At 68.8% G+C, this 18,937-nt stretch carries 20 protein-coding genes and 1 tRNA gene; 2 read left to right on the forward strand and 19 right to left on the reverse strand.

Annotated features, from left to right (window positions below):
* Positions 1-108: 108 nt before the first annotated feature.
* Positions 109-182: transfer RNA gene (locus BHE97_RS18900), tRNA-Pro, on the reverse strand.
* Between the two features lie 211 nt (positions 183-393).
* Here BHE97_RS18900 and BHE97_RS18905 point away from each other — a divergent pair.
* Together BHE97_RS18905 and BHE97_RS18910 are read left to right on the forward strand one after the other, a co-directional pair.
* Entirely contained in the window at positions 394-1,020 is a 627-nt protein-coding gene (locus BHE97_RS18905; protein WP_087625591.1) for a TetR/AcrR family transcriptional regulator, read from the forward strand.
* Complete coding sequence (locus BHE97_RS18910) at positions 1,017-1,883, forward strand: 3-hydroxyacyl-CoA dehydrogenase (RefSeq protein ID WP_087625592.1); 867 nt, start codon at positions 1,017-1,019, stop codon at positions 1,881-1,883. The genes BHE97_RS18905 and BHE97_RS18910 overlap by 4 nt, the downstream gene beginning before the upstream one ends.
* A gap of 101 nt (positions 1,884-1,984) precedes the next feature.
* Here BHE97_RS18910 and BHE97_RS18915 read toward each other — a convergent pair whose 3' ends face one another.
* The 18 genes from BHE97_RS18915 to BHE97_RS20255 all read right to left on the reverse strand — a co-directional run bounded on the left by BHE97_RS18915 (position 1,985) and on the right by BHE97_RS20255 (position 18,811).
* Positions 1,985-2,344, reverse strand: a complete 360-nt coding sequence (locus tag BHE97_RS18915) for an ArsC/Spx/MgsR family protein (protein ID WP_236757796.1) — start codon at positions 2,342-2,344, stop codon at positions 1,985-1,987.
* An 88-nt stretch (positions 2,345-2,432) separates the two neighbouring features.
* Positions 2,433-3,755 (reverse strand): ribosome biogenesis GTPase Der, encoded by a 1,323-nt coding sequence (der, locus tag BHE97_RS18920; protein WP_087625593.1) that lies wholly within the window; start codon positions 3,753-3,755, stop codon positions 2,433-2,435.
* 190 nt (positions 3,756-3,945) lie between these two features.
* Positions 3,946-4,620, reverse strand: a complete 675-nt coding sequence (gene cmk, locus BHE97_RS18925; protein ID WP_236757797.1) for a (d)CMP kinase — start codon at positions 4,618-4,620, stop codon at positions 3,946-3,948.
* Positions 4,621-4,628: 8 nt separating this feature from the next.
* Positions 4,629-5,675: a prephenate dehydrogenase gene (locus BHE97_RS18930; protein WP_087625595.1), complete on the reverse strand. Its 1,047-nt coding sequence runs from the start codon at positions 5,673-5,675 to the stop codon at positions 4,629-4,631.
* On the reverse strand, positions 5,672-6,421 hold the full coding sequence (locus BHE97_RS18935; RefSeq protein ID WP_087625596.1) for a pseudouridine synthase: 750 nt from the start codon (positions 6,419-6,421) through the stop codon (positions 5,672-5,674). Before BHE97_RS18935 ends, BHE97_RS18930 begins: the two co-directional genes overlap by 4 nt.
* On the reverse strand, positions 6,414-7,091 hold the full coding sequence (gene scpB / locus BHE97_RS18940) for an SMC-Scp complex subunit ScpB (RefSeq protein ID WP_087625597.1): 678 nt from the start codon (positions 7,089-7,091) through the stop codon (positions 6,414-6,416). Before scpB ends, BHE97_RS18935 begins: the two co-directional genes overlap by 8 nt.
* Positions 7,075-7,917 carry a ScpA family protein gene (locus BHE97_RS18945; RefSeq protein WP_087625598.1) on the reverse strand — a complete coding sequence of 281 codons (843 nt, stop codon included), beginning with the start codon at positions 7,915-7,917 and terminating at the stop codon, positions 7,075-7,077. The genes scpB and BHE97_RS18945 overlap by 17 nt, the downstream gene beginning before the upstream one ends.
* A 96-nt stretch (positions 7,918-8,013) precedes the next feature.
* Positions 8,014-8,337, reverse strand: a complete 324-nt coding sequence (locus BHE97_RS18950) for a hypothetical protein (protein ID WP_087625599.1) — start codon at positions 8,335-8,337, stop codon at positions 8,014-8,016.
* Positions 8,322-9,173 carry a ParA family protein gene (locus BHE97_RS18955; RefSeq protein WP_087625600.1) on the reverse strand — a complete coding sequence of 284 codons (852 nt, stop codon included), beginning with the start codon at positions 9,171-9,173 and terminating at the stop codon, positions 8,322-8,324. The genes BHE97_RS18950 and BHE97_RS18955 overlap by 16 nt, the downstream gene beginning before the upstream one ends.
* A 55-nt stretch (positions 9,174-9,228) precedes the next feature.
* Complete coding sequence (gene xerD / locus BHE97_RS18960) at positions 9,229-10,143, reverse strand: site-specific tyrosine recombinase XerD (protein WP_087625601.1); 915 nt, start codon at positions 10,141-10,143, stop codon at positions 9,229-9,231.
* On the reverse strand, positions 10,140-10,832 hold the full coding sequence (locus BHE97_RS18965; protein ID WP_087625602.1) for an NUDIX hydrolase: 693 nt from the start codon (positions 10,830-10,832) through the stop codon (positions 10,140-10,142). Before BHE97_RS18965 ends, xerD begins: the two co-directional genes overlap by 4 nt.
* Positions 10,829-12,478 carry a CTP synthase gene (locus tag BHE97_RS18970; RefSeq protein ID WP_087625603.1) on the reverse strand — a complete coding sequence of 550 codons (1,650 nt, stop codon included), beginning with the start codon at positions 12,476-12,478 and terminating at the stop codon, positions 10,829-10,831. The genes BHE97_RS18965 and BHE97_RS18970 overlap by 4 nt, the downstream gene beginning before the upstream one ends.
* A 300-nt stretch (positions 12,479-12,778) precedes the next feature.
* Positions 12,779-13,645, reverse strand: coding sequence for a copper transporter (locus BHE97_RS18975; RefSeq protein WP_170931511.1), 867 nt, complete (start codon positions 13,643-13,645; stop codon positions 12,779-12,781).
* Complete coding sequence (steA, locus tag BHE97_RS18980) at positions 13,642-14,817, reverse strand: putative cytokinetic ring protein SteA (protein WP_087625605.1); 1,176 nt, start codon at positions 14,815-14,817, stop codon at positions 13,642-13,644. The genes BHE97_RS18975 and steA overlap by 4 nt, the downstream gene beginning before the upstream one ends.
* A gap of 169 nt (positions 14,818-14,986) precedes the next feature.
* On the reverse strand, positions 14,987-16,672 hold the full coding sequence (gene recN / locus BHE97_RS18985; RefSeq protein ID WP_087625609.1) for a DNA repair protein RecN: 1,686 nt from the start codon (positions 16,670-16,672) through the stop codon (positions 14,987-14,989).
* Entirely contained in the window at positions 16,672-17,586 is a 915-nt protein-coding gene (locus BHE97_RS18990; RefSeq protein ID WP_087625606.1) for an NAD kinase, read from the reverse strand. Before BHE97_RS18990 ends, recN begins: the two co-directional genes overlap by 1 nt.
* Positions 17,583-18,410: a TlyA family RNA methyltransferase gene (locus BHE97_RS18995; protein WP_087625607.1), complete on the reverse strand. Its 828-nt coding sequence runs from the start codon at positions 18,408-18,410 to the stop codon at positions 17,583-17,585. The genes BHE97_RS18990 and BHE97_RS18995 overlap by 4 nt, the downstream gene beginning before the upstream one ends.
* A 236-nt stretch (positions 18,411-18,646) precedes the next feature.
* Positions 18,647-18,811 (reverse strand): hypothetical protein, encoded by a 165-nt coding sequence (locus BHE97_RS20255; protein WP_170931512.1) that lies wholly within the window; start codon positions 18,809-18,811, stop codon positions 18,647-18,649.
* Positions 18,812-18,937: the final 126 nt, after the last annotated feature.

Raw genomic sequence — 18,937 nt, forward strand, 5'->3', positions numbered from 1 at the left:
ACCCGGACTCCTGGACACTCATTCGAAGCATCTCCGAAGAGCGATCTCCACCCTTCGATCCGCCGAAGCAGACCGAGCGAAAATATGCCTGATATCAGGCATATTTTGTCGGGATGACAGGATTTGAACCTGCGACCCCTTGACCCCCAGTCAAGTGCGCTACCAAGCTGCGCCACATCCCGTTGTTCAGTTTTCCGGGCCTGACGCGAGGCTAACCCACTTAACCCCCAGTCAAGTGCGCTACCAAGCTGCGCCACAGCCCGTGACAACTCGACGATACTAGCGCACCCGCGCGAGCCCCGAGCAGGGAGGTCCTCCCTCAGCGCCCTTGAGCCCGTACCAAAACGGAGTACACTCATTAATGAGCACACATTCAGATCCGAGGTGAGAAGGATGGCCGCCGAAAACGCGCGGCGCGAGCGCAACAAGGCGCAGAAGCGCGAGCGGATCACCGCCGCTGCCAGCCGCCTCTTCGCCACGCAAGGCTTCGCCGCGACCACCACCGCCCAGATCGCAGAGGAGGCGGACGTCTCCCACGGCACGCTCTTCCGCTATGCCGCGACCAAAGCCGAGCTGCTCCTCATGGCCGGCAACACCCGCTTCCGCGAAGCGCTGGGCTCCGGCCGCACCGCCTGCGAGACCATCGACGACCCGGTCGAGCGGCTCACCGCCCTCGTCTCCCCCATGACCGCCGACACCCTCTCGCTGGAGAACCTCGCCGCCTACCAGCGCAACGTCCTCGACGGCTCCCCCGACGAGGAGCACCGTGCCGAAGCACTGCGCCTCGTCGACGAGCTCATCGCCGCGATCGCCGACATTCTCCGCGACGCATGGCGATCCCCCGACGCACCCGATCCCAGGATCGCCGCCGAGGCCCTCTACGCCAGCCTCCACGTGCTCATCCTGCGCACCGAACGCGAGCGGCTCGACGGCTCCGCCTTCATCCACGACTTCCGCGAACACGCCACCCTCGTCGTCCGCGGATACCTCACCACACCCCGAGAGAGGACATCATCATGACCACCTTCACCCACGTCACCGTGCTCGGCACCGGAGTGCTCGGATCGCAGATCGCGTACCAGAGCGCCTACGCCGGCTTCCAGGTCACCGCCTGGGATATCGACGACGACGCCATCGCCGCCGCCAAGAAGCGCTTCGCCGACCTCGCGAAGACCTACGACGCAGAGGTCGACGGCGCCAAGGACGGCAAGTCCGCCGCCGCGCTCGACCGCATCGCCTACGCCACCGACCTCGCCGAGGCCGTCAAGGACGCCGACCTCGTCATCGAAGCCGTCCCAGAGAACCCGCAGATCAAGACCGACACCTGGACCAAGGTCGGCCAGGCCGCACCGGAGAAGACGATCTTCGCCACCAACTCCTCCACCCTGCTGCCCAGCTCGTTCATGGACGCCACCGGCCGGCCCGAGAAGTTCCTCGCGCTGCACTACGCCAACCGCATCTGGGCCATGAACACGGCCGAGGTGATGGCGACCTCCAAGACCGACCCCGAGGTCTACCGCCAGGTCGTCCAATTCGCCGAGGAGCAGGGCATGGTCCCGATCGAGGTCAAGAAGGAGCAGCCCGGCTACGTCCTCAACTCCCTGCTCGTGCCCCTGCTCAACGCTGCCGGCGCCCTCTACGTCAACGGCGTCGCCGACCCCGAGACCATCGACAAGACCTGGCGCATCGGCACCGGTGCCCCCAACGGCCCCTTCCAGATCTTCGATATCGTCGGCCTCACCACCGCCTACAACATCGCGAGCATGAGTGAGGACGAGACCCAGCGGAAGTTCGCCGAGGCCCTCAAGCGTGACTTCATCGATCACGGAAAGCTCGGTGTCGCGACGGGCGAGGGCTTCTACACCTACCCCTCCGAGTCCTGAGACTCACCGGCCGGACGCCCGACTTTTGCCGGGTTGTGGCCCCGATACGCCGTCGGCGAGGGCCACAACCCGGCAAAAGTTGCACAGGCTGAGGTCTGGGGTCAGCCGCGGGTGATGATGTCATTCAGGGTCTCAGGATCCCGGGCGACGGCGGTGGTCCCATCGCTCGCGGTGATGATGGGGCGCTGGATCAGCTTCGGATTCTCGGCGAGCAATCGCACCCAGTCGTCGCGGCGCTCCGCTTCCTTCGCCGGGAGCTCGACGCCGAGCTTCTTGGCATCCGGGCGGCGAGCGATGTCCCACGGCTGCAGCCCGAGCCGGCCCAGGACATCCTCGATCTCCTCGACCGTGGGCACATCCTCCAGGTACCGGCGGATCACGTACTCGCTGCCCGCCTCATCGAGGGCGCTCACGGCAGTCCGGCACTTCGAACACGCCGGATTGACCCAGATCTCGATCACGGCCCCACGATAGCGGCGGTACGTGGTCAACCATCCGCTCGGTGTGAGGTTGACCAGATGCCGCCACCGGTGACGAAAGGCCGATGGCCTACCGCCGGCCTCGCTTCTCGCGGACACGCTGCTGGATATGGATCGGGCTGCCGACGAAGCCGAACTCCTCGCGCAGGCGGCGCTCGATGAACCGCAGGTAGCCGGCCTCGAGCTTGCCCGATGTGAACAGCACGAAGGTCGGCGGCGACGTGGACGGTTGGGTGCCGAAGAGTATCTTGGGCTGCTTGCCGCCGCGCACCGGGTGCGGATGCTCCGAGACGAGCCGCCCGAGGAAGGAGTTGAGCGCGCCGGTCGGCACACGCGTCTCCCAACCCTCCAGCGCGGCATCGAGTGCCCGCACCAGCCGGTCGACATGCCATCCCGTCAGCGCCGCGATGTTGATGCGCGGCGCCCATGGCACCTGCACCAGCTCACGGTCGATCTCCCGCTCGAGGTAGTAACGACGCTCCTCATCGACAAGATCCCACTTGTTGAAGGCGATGACCAGGGCGCGCCCCGTGTCCTGGATGGAGTTGATGATCCGCACATCCTGCTCGCTCATCGGCTCACTGGCATCGACGATCATCACCGCCACCTCGGCACGCTCGATCGCGGTGCTGGTGCGCAGGCTGGCGTAGTACTCGTGCCCCGACGCCTCCTTGACCCGGCGGCGGATACCGGCCGTGTCGATGAAGGTCCACTCGCGGCCGCCGAGCTCGATGATCTCGTCGACCGGGTCGACCGTGGTGCCCGAGGCGTTGTCGACCACGACCCGCTCCTCGCGGGCGAGCTTGTTCAACAGACTCGACTTGCCCACATTCGGCTTGCCCACGATCGCCACGCGACGCGGGCCCTCAGGAGCGTTGAGGTCCTCCTCGGGCGGGTCGGGCAGCGCGTCGAGGACGGCGTCGAGCAGGTCGCCGCTCCCCCGGCCGTGCAGCGCGGAGATCGGCATCGGCTCGCCGAGACCGAGGTTCCACAGCGCCGCCGCCTCCAGCTCGCCGCGCTGATCATCGACCTTGTTGGCCGCCAGGATGACCGGCTTCTTGGAAGCGCGCAGCAGCTTGACCACGCGCTCGTCGGCATCGGTGATCCCCACCCGCGAGTCGACGACGAACAAGATGGCGTCCGCCACCGTCATCGCGATCTCGGCCTGCTGCGCGATGCGCTCGGCCATGCCCTTCGCGTCGGGATCCCAACCGCCGGTGTCGACCACCGTGAAGGTCCGGCCGTTCCACAGCGCGTCATAGGAGACCCGGTCGCGGGTCACGCCCGGAGTGTCCTCGACCACCGCCTCGCGACGGCCGATGATGCGGTTGACGAGGGTCGACTTGCCCACATTGGGGCGGCCGATCACGGCGAGGACGGGCTGTTCGGACACCCCACGATCCTACCGATCCTCCCCTGGCCGGCCAGCACCCGTGACGCGATGGACTGGAAGCGGTGAGTCTGCGCGAGATGACCCGCGAGGATCGCGCATCGGGCGGTGAGCCATCCCCCACCGGCGCACCTCACCTATGTGATGACTCAACGCCCAGAGCCGCAAGGGCAGGATGACTCACCGCCCAGGGTCAGGAGGCGTCGCGGGCGAGGCCGACGATGTGCTCGATGACCTCATCGAGGGTCAGGTGTGTGCCGTCGAGCACCACGGCGTCATCGGCCTGGGTCAGCGGCGAGGCGGCCCGGGTCGAGTCGATCTGATCGCGCCGGGCCAGGGACTCCTGTGTCGCGGCGGCATCGGCACCGCCGAGCTCCGCCGCGCGACGCGCCGCCCGCGCCGCCGGATCGGCCACGAGATAGATCTTCAGCGGCGCATCGGGAGCGACCACCGTGCCGATATCGCGGCCCTCGACGACGATACCGCGGCCCGCTGACGTGGACGAGCCGATCACCTGGCGCTGCGCCTGCACGAGGAGCTCACGCACCCGGGCCACTGCCGAGACGGGACTGACCGCCGCCGTCACCTCATCCGTGCGGATGGGCCCGGACACATCCCTGCCATCGGCCGTGATGGTGGGCTCCTGCGGGTCGACACCCGACACGATCGAGACCGCTGTCGCCTCCTGGGCCACCTTCGCCTCATCCGTGACATCGACACCGCGCTGCAGCAGCGCCCATGTCATCGCCCGGTACATCGCCCCGGTGTCGAGGTAGTCATAGCCCAGCGCCGTCGCGACCCCTCGCGACGTGCTCGACTTGCCGGACCCGGAGGGTCCGTCGATCGCGATGACGATGGGTCTTCCCACGGTGCTCCTCATCGGTAAGCGGACCATCCCTTGGCCCGCATGGCCTCCACGAGCGTATCGGCACGTCCCGACAGGACCACGAGCTCCACGAGGCCGACCGGACGGCCCACCTCGTGGTCGATCCGCAGATCCTCGATGTTGACGACTCCGGCGGCATCGCCAAACAGCCTCGACAGCTCGCCCGGGGTGTCATCGATGGGGACGAAGACACTGGTGACCTCGGTCGGCAGATCACCATGCTTGCCCGGGATCGTCGTGGTGCCCGCACGTCCCTGCTTCAGCAGTCCGTCGACGATGGACGAGTCCTCGCCGACGGCGCCGATCAGGGTGTCGAGGCGGTCGCGCAAGGTCGTCAGCAGCGGCGTGATGGCCGAGGAGTTGTGGCTGAGTATGTCGACCCACAGGTCGGCATCGCTGCGCGCGATACGCGTGACATCCCGCAGGCCCTGCCCGGCGAGGTCGACGTGCCCCTCCGGCGCCCCGGAGAGAAGACTCGCGGTCAGATTGGCCATCAGGTGCGGCACATGGGACACCAGCGCCACGGCCTCGTCATGCGCGCGCGGCGCGAACCGGCGCGGCACGGCCCCGATCTCCACCACCGTGCGCTCCAACAGATCCACCGCCGACGGCTCGCTCCGCTCCCCCGGCACGATCGCCCAGGCACGCCCCTCGAACAGCTGGCCCGAGCCGGCGGCGGGACCCGAGCGCTCCTTGCCCGCCATCGGATGACCGCCCACGAAACGCGGATCATCGACCGCCTCGACGATCGCCGCCTTGACGCTCGCGACATCGGTCACCACCGCATCGGGGAAACGCGCGAGCGCATCCTCGACCGCCGACACCACCGCGCCCGGGGGCGTCGCCACGACGACGAGCTCGGGCGCGTGCACGGGATCGCTTGTGCCGGCCCCCGCCTCCGCGGCGGTCCGCACGTTCTGCGGATCACGGTCCTCCAGATGCACCTGCGCGCCGCGCTCGGCCAACGCCAGCGCCACGGACGTGCCGATGAGCCCGCATCCCACGATGAGGACGGGGCTGGGGACAGCAGAGGTCATATTCCCACGCTATCGAAGAGGTCGCCACGCTCGTCGCGCGACAGGTCCCGCATCGTGCCCACCTTGAGATCGCCCAGGCGCAGCGGTCCGAAGCCCGTGCGGGTCAGCTCGACGACCGGATGCCCGACGTGGTCCAGCAGCCGGCGCACGATGCGATTGCGTCCGATGTGGATGTCGAGCTCCACCAGGGACCGTCCCTTGCCGCGATCGCGCACCACGAAGCGGTCCACCGCGGCAGGCCCGTCGTCCAGCTCGACCCCCTCGCTCAGCGTCCGGCCGAGCGAGTTCGGCACCTGGCCCTCGACGAGCGCCACATAGGTCTTGGCGATCTCGAAGGACGGATGCGCGAGGCGGTGCGCGAGATCGCCGTCATTGGTGAGGATCAGCAGGCCCGAGGTGTCGGTGTCCAGACGCCCGACATGGAACAGCCGGTCGTCGCGGCCCGCCACGAAGCGCGCAAGGTCCGGCCGGCCGCTCTCATCGGCCATCGTGCTCACGACTCCTCGCGGCTTGTTCAACAGCAGATAGGCGTGCTCGCTCGGCGGAGGGACACGTCGTCCGTCGACACGGATCACGTCCCGCACCGGGTCCACGCGCACTCCGAGACGGGTCACCACCTCGCCGTTGACCTCGACCCGGCCGCGGGCCATGAGCTCCTCACTGGCCCTGCGGCTCGCGACACCGGCCTGTGCGAGCACCTTCTGCAGGCGGATCGCCCCGGTGTCCTCGAACTCGACCTCACTCATCGGTACTCTCCTGCGTCGTCTCGGGCTCCATCGTCTCCGGCTCAGCCGACTCCTCGGCCTCCGCCACCTCGCCGGCCACCCGTTCGAGCTCACCGTCGAGGTCGTCCAGCTCGGGCAGCAGCGGCGCGAGCGGGGGCAGCTCCTCCAGACTCCCCAGGCCCATCCGTTCCAGGAAGTACGAGGTGGTTCCGTAGAGTGTCGCGCCGGAGGTGGCGTCGCTCCCCCGGTCCTCGATCAACCCGCGGGTCAGCAGCGTCCGCACGACACCGTCGACGTTGACACCGCGGATAGCCGAGATCCGCGAGCGACTGATCGGCTGCCGGTACGCGACGACGGCCAGCGTCTCGAGCGCCGCCTGACTGAGCCGGGCCTGCTGACCATCGAGCACGAAAGCGGCGACCGCGTCCGCGTGCTCGTCGCGGGTGTAGAACCGCCACCCGCCGGCGACCTCGCGAAGCTCGAAGCCCCGACCCTGCTCGGTGTACTCATCGGCGAGGTCGACCAGGGCCTCGATGACGGCATCGGTCGGGTGCCCGATCGCCGAGGCCAGCGTGACCGCGGGCAACGGCTCGTCGGCGATCATCAAGATCGCCTCCAGGCTCGGCCGCAGCTCGAACACCACCGGCTGCTCCTCATCGGCCGGCACCTGCTCGTCATTGTTCTGGGTCATCGTCACGTCCTGCGTCGTCGAACTCATCGAACTCATCGCCCACGTCGATATCGCCGTCATCGGTGCCGGTCCATCGCACGGTCAGCTCCGCCAGAGGCTCGGCCTGGTCGAAGGCGAGCACTCCCTCGCGGAAGAGTTCCAGCAAGGCCAGGAACCGGGCCACTTTGGTGACGACATCGGGTGCGTCGGAGGTGAGCGCACGGAAGGTCAGCGAGCGATCGCGTCGCAGCCGATCGACCACCAGGTGGCCCTGCTCGCGCACGCTTACCGCGGGTGCGTGCAGATGCGCGAGCGAGACGATCGGCGGCGCCTTGGGCCGCAGCGCCTCGGCGGCGAGAGCGGCCAGATCATCGATCGTGGCCGGGATCTGCACCTCGGGCAGCAACCGGGCGAATCGCGGCTCCAGCGTGACCGCGCGCGGTACGCGCCGCAGCTCACGATCCAAGCGCTGCGCCAGGAAGGCCGCGACCTGCTTGAAGGCGCGGTACTGCATCAGACGCGCGAAGAGCAGGTCACGCGCTTCCAGCAGCTCCAGGTCGTCCTCATCCTCGATCTCGGCCTGCGGCAGCAGCCGGGCTGTCTTGAGATCGAGCAGCGTCGCCGCCACGAGAAGGAAGTGCGTGGTCGCCTCGAGATCGTCCTCGAGGGTCTTGGTGTAGGCGATGAACTCGGTCGTCACCACCGAGAGCGCCACCTCGGTGATGTCGAGCTGGTGCTTGGCGATGAGCTGCAGCAGCAGATCGAAGGGTCCCTCGAAGTTGCCCAGTGTGACCGAGAAGCCGTCGTGCTCACCCCCCTCGGCCTCCGCGACGCCCAGTTCGCTCACGCGCTTCGCTCGCTCACGAGGTCACCCGCACGATGCGACGACGAGTATCGGCGGACGGCCTCGTGAACGCACGCATGGCTCGCTCGCTTCGCCCGCTCACGAGTCCGCCAGTCTCCGCGCGATATCGCTCTCGCTGCCACGCGCGCCGATATCCTCGAGAGCGAGCGCCATCGCGGCACGCACCAGACGGCCACGGTCGATCTTGCGACCGAGCTCGGCCCGCAGCTGGATGCGTGCCTGCTCCAGAGCCAGCAGCTCCTCGCTGGTGAGGTAGACGGTCATCTTCTCATCGTGCTTGACCCGTCCACTCGCCTTGGGAGACTGCGGCTCGGTGGCCTCAGGTGCGGGCGCGGCGGTCGCCCGGGGGGCCGTGGCGCGGAACAGCTCGTCCGCACCGGGCAGATTCACGCGTCGGGGCATCGCTGCAGCACCTCACGAGCGAGCTCTCGGTAAGAATCCGCGCCCCGCGATGTCGGGGCGTAGGCCGTGATCGGCTCTCCTGCCACCGTCGAGTCGGAGAACTTGACCGTGCGGCGGATCACCGTGTGGAAGACCAGATCGCCCCAGCCGTCGACCAGGGTGCGGAGCACCTCCCGGCCGTGCAGCGTCCGGCTGTCGTACATCGTGCCGAGCAGGCCGATGATGCGCAGATCGAAGTTGGTACGCTCGCGGACCTTCTCGATCGTCTCCGTCAGCAGAGCAACGCCGCGCAGGGCGAAGTACTCGCATTCCAGTGGGATGATGACGCCATGCGCAGCCGTCAGCGCATTGACCGTCAGCAGCCCGAGCGACGGCTGACAGTCGATGAGGATGATGTCGTAGTCCTGAGCGACCTCGCGCAGCACCCGCGCCAGGGCCTGCTCGCGGCCCACCTCGGTGACCAGCCGCATCTCGGCGGCCGACAGGTCGATATTGGCTGGCACTAGATCGAGTCCATCAGTGGAGGTCGGGACGATGACGTCCTTGAGCGGGACCTCGCGGTCCATCAGCGCGTGGTACACGCTCAGCTCGATCTCGTGCGCGTTGTAGCCGAGGCCGACGGTCATCGAGCCCTGCGGGTCGAAGTCGACCAGCAGCACCCGCCGACCGTCCTCGACCAGTGCGGCACCGAGATTGATCGTCGTCGTGGTCTTGCCGACTCCGCCCTTCTGGTTGCACATCGCGATGATCTGCGCGGGACCATTGCCGGCACGCGGCCCGGGCGCGGCGAGCACCGGCATCGGACGCCCGGTGGGACCGGTCTCGGGGGCGCTCATCGGGGGCCCTCACATGTCGACTTGTTGCTACTCACGGACGCCACTCTACGCCCCGTCACCGCGCCCGCGGGTGAGCCGTCGCGTAGACCTCGCGCAGCTTCTCGACGGTCACCAGGGTGTAGATCTGGGTCGTGGTGACCGAGGCATGGCCGAGGAGCTCCTGGACCACACGGACATCCGCTCCGCCGTCGAGCAGGTGGGTGGCGAAGGAGTGCCGGAAGGTGTGCGGGGAGACCTTCTCGGCGGCGATCCCGGCGCGCTGCGCGGCCCGGCTGAGCACCGTCCACGCGCTCTGCCGGGACAACCGGCCGCCGCGTGCGTTGAGGAACAGCGCATGGCTCGTGCCGTTGGCGAGGGCGGGGCGCCCGACGGCGAGATAGTCGCCGACCGCGTCCACGGCATAGCTGCCGACCGGGACGATGCGCTGCTTGGAGCCCTTGCCCCGCAGCAGCGCCGACCCGTTCTCGAGGTCGATGTCGTCGACATCCAGGCCGACGGCCTCGGAGATGCGAGCCCCCGTGCCATATAGCAGCTCCAACAGGGCGCGGTCGCGCTTGGCGAGGGCCGTGCCGGGGCTCCCGGCCGCCGAGATGATCGCCTCGATCTCGTCCAGCGGCAACGCCTTGGGCAATCGCGACGTCGGTCGCGGCGGCTTGACGTCATCTGTGACGTCGACGGTCACCAGCTGCTCGCGCAGCAGGAAGCGATGGAACCCGCGGACCGCCACCACCGTGCGCGCGACGCTCGACGTCCCCAGCGGACGGTGCTCGTCATCGCCGATGCGCAGAGCGGCGGTGAAGTCCGCGACATCCTGCACGGTGATCTGCGACGGCTCGGTGCGTCCCACCGACTCCAGGAAGGCGGCATAACGACGCAGATCGCGTCGATACGACTGGAGCGTGTTGTCGGCAAGGCCCCGCTCGATGCCCAGGTGCGCGAGATAGTCCGCGACCGCACGCTCGATGGTCACCTGGGCCGCCGGACGCGTGCCGCCAGAATCGCCCCCACCGTCAGCGCATCGGTGATCTTGCCGTCCAGGACGAGGTCCACGGCCCGTTCGAAGGGCACCCACCACTGCCGCATATCGGCCTCCTCGGCTTCGCGCCGCGTGCGCTCGGCCTCCGGCAGGGCGGTCAGCTCCGTGGCCAGATAGGCCGTCCACCGCTCGCTGGAGTATCCAGGCGTCGCCACCATCTCCAGCAGCGGCTGCCAGTGCCCGGCGAGGAGGTCAGCCTCCTCGCCCAGTTCACGCGCCGCCGCCTCGGCCGGATGCTCCCCCTCGACATCGAGCGTGCCGGCGGGGATCTCGATCAGGCGCTGTCTGACCGCGTGGCGGTACTGCTCGACCAGCAGCACGCGGTCGTCCTCGTCGAGGGCAAGCACCGCGACGGCTCCATGCGGACGCACCACCACTCGGCTGTGCTCATCTCCCGAGGGGTCGACGATGGTGTCCACCGCGACGCTCAGATAGGGATTCTCGAAGGCCGACTCGACCCGCGCCACCGGCCAGCGGGCCGCCTCATCGGCGACTCGTTCGGCCAGCATCCCCGGCAATCGAGGATGCGCCCTGCCCGTACCGAGATCTCCTCCCGGATCGTCGACCCGATCCCCCGCGGATTGACGAATCTGGCGCACATCCCGGTTCTGGTCTCCGCTCATGCCAGCCGCATCTCCAGCTGGCGTGAGAGCGCGGCACCGACGAGCCCGGCGAACAGCGGATGCGGCCGGGTGGGACGCGACCGCAGCTCCGGATGCGCCTGCGTGGCGACGTAGAAGGGGTGCTCCTCGCGCGACAGCTCCACGAACTCGACCAGCTTGCCGTCCGGGGAGGTCCCGCTGAACACCAGTCCGGCGTCTTCCAGCTGTCCACGGTAGGCATTGCTGACCTCGTAGCGGTGCCGGTGGCGCTCGCCGATCTGCTCGCTGCCGTAGGTCTCGGCGACGATGCTGCCGGGCATGAGCGAGGCCGGGTACAGACCCAGGCGCATGGTGCCGCCGAGATCGCCCTCACCCTCGACGAAGGCCTCCTGCTCGGCCATCGTGGCCACGACCGGATGCTCGGTCTGCGGGTCGAACTCCGAGGACGACGCGTCGATGATCCCGGCCTTCGTGCGCGCATATTCGATGACCATGCACTGCAGGCCGAGGCAGAGACCCAATGTGGGGATGCCACGTTCTCGCGCGTACGTGAGGGCGCCGATCTTGCCCTCGATACCGCGCACACCGAAGCCGCCCGGCACGCAGATGCCGTCGACATCGCCCAGGTGCTGCGCCGCGCCGGCCTCGGTGGCGCACTCATCGGACGGGACCCATCGCAGGTTCACGCGCGCGTCCTTGGCGAAACCTCCGGCTCGCAGCGCCTCGGCGACCGACAGATAGGCATCGGGCAGGTCGATGTACTTGCCGACCAGGGCGATCGTGACCTCCTCCGAGGGCTCGTGCACACGGCGTAGCAGCTCATCCCACTCGGTCCACTCGACATCGCGGAAGGGGAGGTCGAGGCGGCGCACCACGTAGGCATCGAGTCCCTCGCTGTGCAGGACCTTCGGGATGTCGTAGATCGACGGCGCGTCGCTGGCGGTCACGACGGCCTCCTCGTCGACATCGCACATCAGCGAGATCTTGCGCTTGACGCTCTGCGGGATGGGCCGGTCCGAGCGGCACACGATCGCATCGGGCTGGATGCCGATCGAGCGCAGCGCCGCGACGGAGTGCTGGGTCGGCTTGGTCTTCAGCTCACCCGAGGGAGCGAGGTACGGCACGAGCGAGACGTGCAGGAAGAAGGCATTGCCACGTCCGATCTCGTGACGCACCTGGCGCGCGGACTCCAGGAAGGGCTGGCTCTCGATATCGCCGACGGTGCCACCGATCTCGTGGATGACGACGTCGACATCGGTGCCGCCCATCGACAGCATGCGGTCCTTGATCTCATTGGTGATGTGCGGGATGACCTGGACGGTGTCGCCGAGGTAGTCGCCACGACGTTCACGGGCGATGACCTCGGAATAGACCTGGCCGGTGGTGACATTCGCGCGGCCGACGAGGTCCTCATCGAGGAAGCGCTCGTAGTGGCCGATATCGAGATCGGTCTCGGCACCGTCATCGGTCACGAAGACCTCGCCGTGCTGGAACGGGTTCATGGTGCCGGGATCGACATTGAGGTAGGGGTCGAGCTTCTGCATCGTGACCCGCAACCCTCGCGACTTGAGCAGGCGGCCGAGGCTCGAGGCGGTCAGCCCCTTGCCCAGTGACGACGCGACGCCCCCCGTGACGAATACGTGCTTGGTGACCGCGCTACCTGCCAAGGTGACTCCCGTGGATCGAAGGTGGTGCAGAACCCCTGACGTGTGAGCTCCACGGGATTCCAGCCTAGCAAGAAAGCGGCCCGCGACCGAATCGCGCTACGCGTGTCGCGGGCCACCGAGGGTCGAGGCGGTGACCGGCTGACGTGCTCGATCACCGGACCTCACGAGGCGCGACAGGGGGTTATCGTCTACCGTTAGCCGACATAGCTACTCGACCAGCGAGGGATGGCTCGGTGGTCGAGTAGCTATCTGAGCGACTCCCTGCCTGGAGCGCGCCGCCACGTGCGTCGTGATCGCGCCCTACGGGATGGGACCGTCCGCGGCGCGCGAGGTGCCCCACGAACCGGGATTGCCCTCGGCTTCGCGAGCCAGCGCAGCCACGGCCATGATGCGCCCGGTGGCCGAGTCGGTGACATCGAAGGTGGAGATGTCCTGGGTGCCGTCTGCGGCACGGACCCGACCGACGATGCCACGGTCCTCCGAGGAGGAGACCGGCCCGGTGACGAGGACACCGCTGCTTGCATCGTCCAGGGCGGGCGCCAGCTGAGCCACGACCGCGCCGTAGTCGGCATCGTCCGGCGAGGCCGGACCGGTGACGATCACCGCGAGGGTCGCCGTCTGCTCCGGCTCGGTGGTCTGATCCAGCAGCTCACCCTGCACGAAGGCGGAGCGGATCGTGCGGGCGTCCTGGTCGGTCTCGGCTGTCTCGGTGCCGAGATAGGCACGCGCGAGAGCCGAGCCGATCCGCTGGTAGGCGCTCTCACCGGTCACCGCGTCGCCGCCGGACTGATTGGCAACCCCCTCGGAGAACTGACGGTTGGCGGGGGCCAGCAGCTTGGAGGTCAACGCGACCTGGCCGGTGACCTGGGCTCCGGCGGTCTGCAGATTCTCCACGATGCCGGTGACCTGGGCGTCCTGGGCACCGGGCGTGGTGAAGACCACCACGCTCTGATCGCTCAATGAGTCGCGGATCAGATCCGGACCGGTGTTCTCGGCATAGGCGGCATCGAATCCGGCGACCGCCGGGGAGATGTCCTGTTGCCGGTTCTGATTGCTGGCGATGCTGGCGCCGGCGTCGTCGAGGAGACCGGCGCCGATGGCGATGCCGGCGGCGAGCGAGAAGAGCACGGCCGCTAAGGAGACGAGGTGGTACCGCAGGTTGATCACGAGAAGAGTCCTTCGATCCAGGAGATGCCGCTGGCGACGAGATCACGCAGTTCCGTCCACCAGACCTGGCCGGCCGGGGTGGTGAGCACCGCCGCGATCACCGCGACGACACCGGCGAGCAAGAGGAGGAATGGCACGAGCCAGGTGAGTCGCTGCACCGCGAAGAACCGTACGGCCTTCGCGTCGACGACCTTGGTGCCGGCCTTGAGCCGGGCCACGAAGGCACTGCCGACATCGGCGGTGTCGCGCTCCAGCAGGGCTACGAGGGTCGGCGGGGCGCCGGCCAGCACGATGACATCGGCGTCATTGTGGTCGGCGAGCAGGATGGCGAGATCCTCGCTCGCCCCGCTGGCCGCGAACACCATGGCATTCGTGCCGTGCTGCTCGAACCGCTCGGGATGGTCCAGGCGGCCCGCCGGCGAGACCACCACGGCCTCGCGAGCCTTGGCGATCGAGCTGTTGGTCAGCTGCTCGTCCGTGCCGATGACGACGTGTGGGACGAGGCCGAGGCCGGCGATGACGTCACCGCCCTTGCCGACGCCGATCAGGAGCGGGTCGTTGTCGCGGATGAACCGGCGCATGCCCTTGAGGTCGTCCTCGACATCGAAGGTGTCAGCCACGATGACCGCGGCGCGTCCCCGGCCGGACTGCTGGAGCCGCGGGATGCGGGCACCCTCGAAGAGCATCGCCCGCTCACGACGCAGCTGGTCCGAGGCATTGGCGGTCACCGAGTCGAGCCGGTTCGACAGCTCGGTCGACGCCTGGGTGAGTCCTTCGGAGATGCGCTCGCCGGTCATCTCGATGCCGGTGGCGAGCAGTTCCTCACCACGGAAGACCGAAGAACCCTCCACGCGCAGCTGCTCTCCGCTGCGCAGGCGGGCGAACAACCCCTCACCGACGTCGTCGACGAGGTGGATTCCGGCGCTGGTGAGCACCTGGGGACCGAGATTGGGGTACCGGCCGGTGGAGGACGGGGCGGCGTTGACGACCGCGGCGACCTCGCGGGCGACGAGCACCTCGGCGTCCTGGACCTCCAGATCTGGGAGGTCGATGACCACGACATCGCCGGCACGGACACCGGCGAAATCCGACGACTGACGCGCGATGCGCGCCGGTCCGCGCACACCCGGCGCGTCCGGATCGACCACGCGATTGCGTTTGAGAAGAGCCATAGCGCCTTCCATGCTGACACGCCAGGCCCCCCAGATCGCGGAGGCACGACGAGGTCGTCACCGCGACGTGACCTCCCGAATGTCGAGGCTGACGCGATGATGCGATAGGGCGGCTCTGCGAGCCACGGCGCAGCACTGTCCTCGCCCTGTCCCGATCGGGCCAGGATCGCTACTCGGCCACTGCGTGGCCGGCCAGGTCGAGGAGTTCGCGCGCGTGCTCCTGCGCGGCACGCGAGTCATCCAGTCCGGCGAGCATCCGGGCAAGCTCGTCGACCCGCTCCTGCAGGGTGAGCCGGCGCACACTGCTCGCGGTCACGGCACCGTCATCGGACTTCGTGACGACGAAGTGGTCGTCGGCGAAGGCCGCGACCTGCGGGAGGTGGGTGACGGCGATGACCTGCGCGTGGCGGGCGAGGCGCGCCAACCGTCGGCCCACCTCGACGGCTGCCTTGCCGCCGATCCCGGCATCGACCTCGTCGAAGACGAGGGTCGGCACGGTGTGCTCGTCGGCGAGGACGATCTCCAGGGCGAGCATCAGGCGTGAGAGCTCACCCCCGCTCGCTCCCTTGCTCATCGGCCGGGGAGCGGTGCCGGAGTTGGCGGCAAAGCCGAATTCGACGACATCGGCGCCGTGTGGCGCCGGCTCCTCCGCTGGTTCCACCGTCACCTCGAGGCGGGCCGAGGGCATCGACAGCTCCGCCAGCTCGGCCTGTACCCGCTCGGCGAAGGTGCCGGCCGCGGACCGCCGCACCGCGCGCAGTCGCTCGGCGAGCTCGTCGACCCGCGGTCCGAGCGTCGCGATCTCGGCCTCCAGCTGGTCGAGCCGCTGGTCGTCGCCGTCGAGCTCGGGCACTCGCGCGGCGGCGGACTTCGCCCAGTCCAGGACATCGTCGAGGGTCGGCCCGTAGCGGCGGACGAGCGCGGTGATCGCGGCCCTGCGCTCCTGCACCGCCGCCAGACGCGCCGGATCGAGATCGATATCGGCCGCGTAGTGCTGCAGCTCCGAGGCGATATCGGCCACCTCGATCCCGGCACCCGCCAGTCGTTCGGCCAGTCCGTCCAGCCGCTCGTCGTGACCTCCCGCGTGAGCGAGCTGCTGATGCGCCGAGCCGATGATCACGCCCGCGCCACCCTCATCGGAGGAGAGCGCCTCCGCGGCGGCGGCCGCCGCCGCGATGAGCGACTCGGCATGCGCGAGCCGCGCCTCCTCCGCTGCGAGCTCCTCGTCCTCGCCGGGAGCCGGATCGACCTCCTCGATCTCACCGAGACCGTGTTGCAGCATCTCCAGCTCGCGGAGCCGCTCCCCCGCGTGCTCGCGCAACTGCGCCAGCGAACGCTGCGCCTCGCGCCAGCGGCGATAGACGTCCTGATAGGCCTCCAGCGCCTCGCGTGCTTCCGCTCCCGCGTACAGATCGAGGGCATCGCGTTGCTGAGCGGCCAGCACCAGGCGCTGCTGATCGGACTGCCCGTGCACCGCCACGAGCTCGCGGGCGACGTGGGTGAGGACAGTGGCGGGGACCGTCGCACCGCCGGCGGTCGCACGCGAACGGCCCTGAGCGGACAGCACCCGTCCGAGGAGGATCTCCCCGTCCTCGACCTCGCCACCGGCCTCCTCGACGAGTCCGGCGGCCACGGACCCCGGCGGAACGCCGACACCGGCCTCGACCCGCGCCCGATCGGCGCCCACCCGCACGAGCCCGGAATCCGCGCGCTCGCCGCGCAGCAATCCGAGGGCGGTGACCACCATGGTCTTGCCGGCCCCCGTCTCCCCGGTGATGACCGAGAATCCGGGACCGAGCTCGAGCTCGGCCTCCTCGATCACGCCCAGGGACGACAACCGCAGGTAGTTCCACATCAGGACATCGCCTCCCGGCGCCGCTCGGCCGCGCCGCGCCACCCGGCCACCGGCAGCTCGAACTTGCGCACCAGCCGATCGGCGAAGGGAGCGGTGTGCAGGCGGGCGAGCCGCACGGGCTCGGCACCGCGACGTACCTCGATACGAGCGCCGACCGGCAGCTCGGCGGCGCGGCGGCCATCGCACCACAGGATGCTGGCCGGGGTCTCACCCACGATCTCGATAGCGAGCGTCGAGTCCGGCGAGACCACCAGGGGGCGGGCGAAGAGCGCGTGCGCGCTGATCGGGACCATGAGCAGCGCGGCCACCTCCGGCCAGACGATGGGCCCTCCCGCGCTGAAGTTGTAGGCCGTCGAGCCGGTGGGCGTGGCACAGACGATGCCGTCGCAACCCCAGCGGGACACCGGACGACCGTCGATCTCCACGACGGCCTCGATCATGCGTTCGCGCGAGGCCTTCTCGACCGTCGCCTCGTTCAGGGCCCAGTTGCGACCGACCTCGCGGCCTCCCACGGTGACCGAGACGTCGACGGTGAGCCGCTCCTCGACCTCGAAGTCCGCCGCGACCACCCGCTCGGCGATCTCGTGGAGGTCCTCGACATCGGCCTCGGCGAGGAAGCCGACGTGCCCGAGGTTCACGCCCAGGACGGCTGCCCCCGTGCCGCGGCACATCTCCGCCGCCCGGAGGATCGTGCCGTCGCCACCGAAGACGACCGCGAGATCGCAGCCGGCGGCAGCGCCGGGACCGGCGGCTACGACGACCAGGTCCTCGACGCCCTGGGCCGCGATCGCGTCGTATTCGCTGTCCAGGATGCGGACCTCGATCTCGGCCTTCTGAAGCTCGCGAGCGAAGGTCGCCGCGACCGCCGCGGCATCGGGGCGCGCGACGTGCACGGTGATCAGGACACTTCTCATCGCGAGGCTCCTCCTCGTTGGGACAGCGGTCCGGCAGCGACGGCCCGCTCCGCGTCGGCGAGGTCCGGGGGCGGGGCATCCGAACGCAGCCAGCAGAAGTACTCGACGTTACCCGCAGGCCCCGGCAGGGGGCTCGGTGCCAGCGCCCGGGTGCCCCATCCGTGGTTCTGGGCGCTCTCGCAGACCTGCATGATCGCTCCGGCATGCAGAGCCGGGTCGCGCACCACACCGTTCTTGCCGAGATTCGAGCGGCCCACCTCGAACTGCGGCTTGATCATCAGGACGATATCGCCAGCGGACTCGGTGACCGATGTGAGCGCCGGGATGACGATCGTCAGGGAGATGAAGGACAGGTCCGAGACCACCAGGTCGACGGGACCGTCGATCTGCTCGCGGGTGAGACCCCGGACATTGGTGCGGTCCAGCACCCGGACGCGTTCATCGCTCTGCAAGGCCCATACGAGTTGGCCGTAGCCGACATCGACCGCGATGACCTCATGGACACCGCGCCGCAACAGCACATCGGTGAACCCTCCGGTCGAGGCTCCGGCGTCCAGCGCGCGGCGACCGCGCACGTCCAGTCCGGCCGGTTCGAAGACGTCAAGCGCGCCGAGCAGCTTGTACGCGCCGCGCGATGCATAACGGGGGCCCGTGTCCTCCGCGATCACGATCGGCTGGTCGGTGGTGATCTGCGTCGCGGGCTTGCTCGCCGTGGCTCCTGCGACGCTCACCACGCCATCGGCGATCAAACCGGCGGCCTGCTCACGAGAGCCGGCCAGACCCCGGCGCACGAGCTCGGCATCGAGGCGGACCCGTCGGCTCATGCCGCCACCGCCTGAAGAGAAGCACGGTAGGCGATGACCGGCATGAGATACCCCATCGTTCGCTCGCTACGCTCGCTCATGCCGCCACCGCCCGAAAAGAAGCACGGTAGACGATGACCGGCATGAGATACCCCATCGTTCGCTCGCTACGCTCGCTCATGCCGCCACCGCCCGAAAAGAAGCACGGTAGACGATGACCGGCATGAGATACCCCATCGTTCGCTCGCTACGCTCGCTCATGAGGGCGGAGCGACCGGTTCGCCACGCAGCACACGCCGCAGATCGTCGTGGACGGCATCGAAGCGCGCCGGGTGCTCGTCGATCTCGACCTCATCGAGATCGTCGAGCCGTCGCAGGACCTCCCCGACCATTTCCTCCGGACCGCCCCCCTGCTCGCTCATGCCGGCACCGCCTCGAAGAAAAGAATGCTAGGTCGACGCCGGCATGAGATAACCCTTGTCGTTCGCTCGCTGCGCTCGCTCATGCCGGCGCCGAACAAGAAAATGCTAGGTCGACGCCGGCATGAG

Origin of the sequence: Aeromicrobium sp. PE09-221, from assembly GCF_002174305.1 — a bacterium.
In the GTDB taxonomy this organism is placed as follows: domain Bacteria; phylum Actinomycetota; class Actinomycetes; order Propionibacteriales; family Nocardioidaceae; genus Aeromicrobium.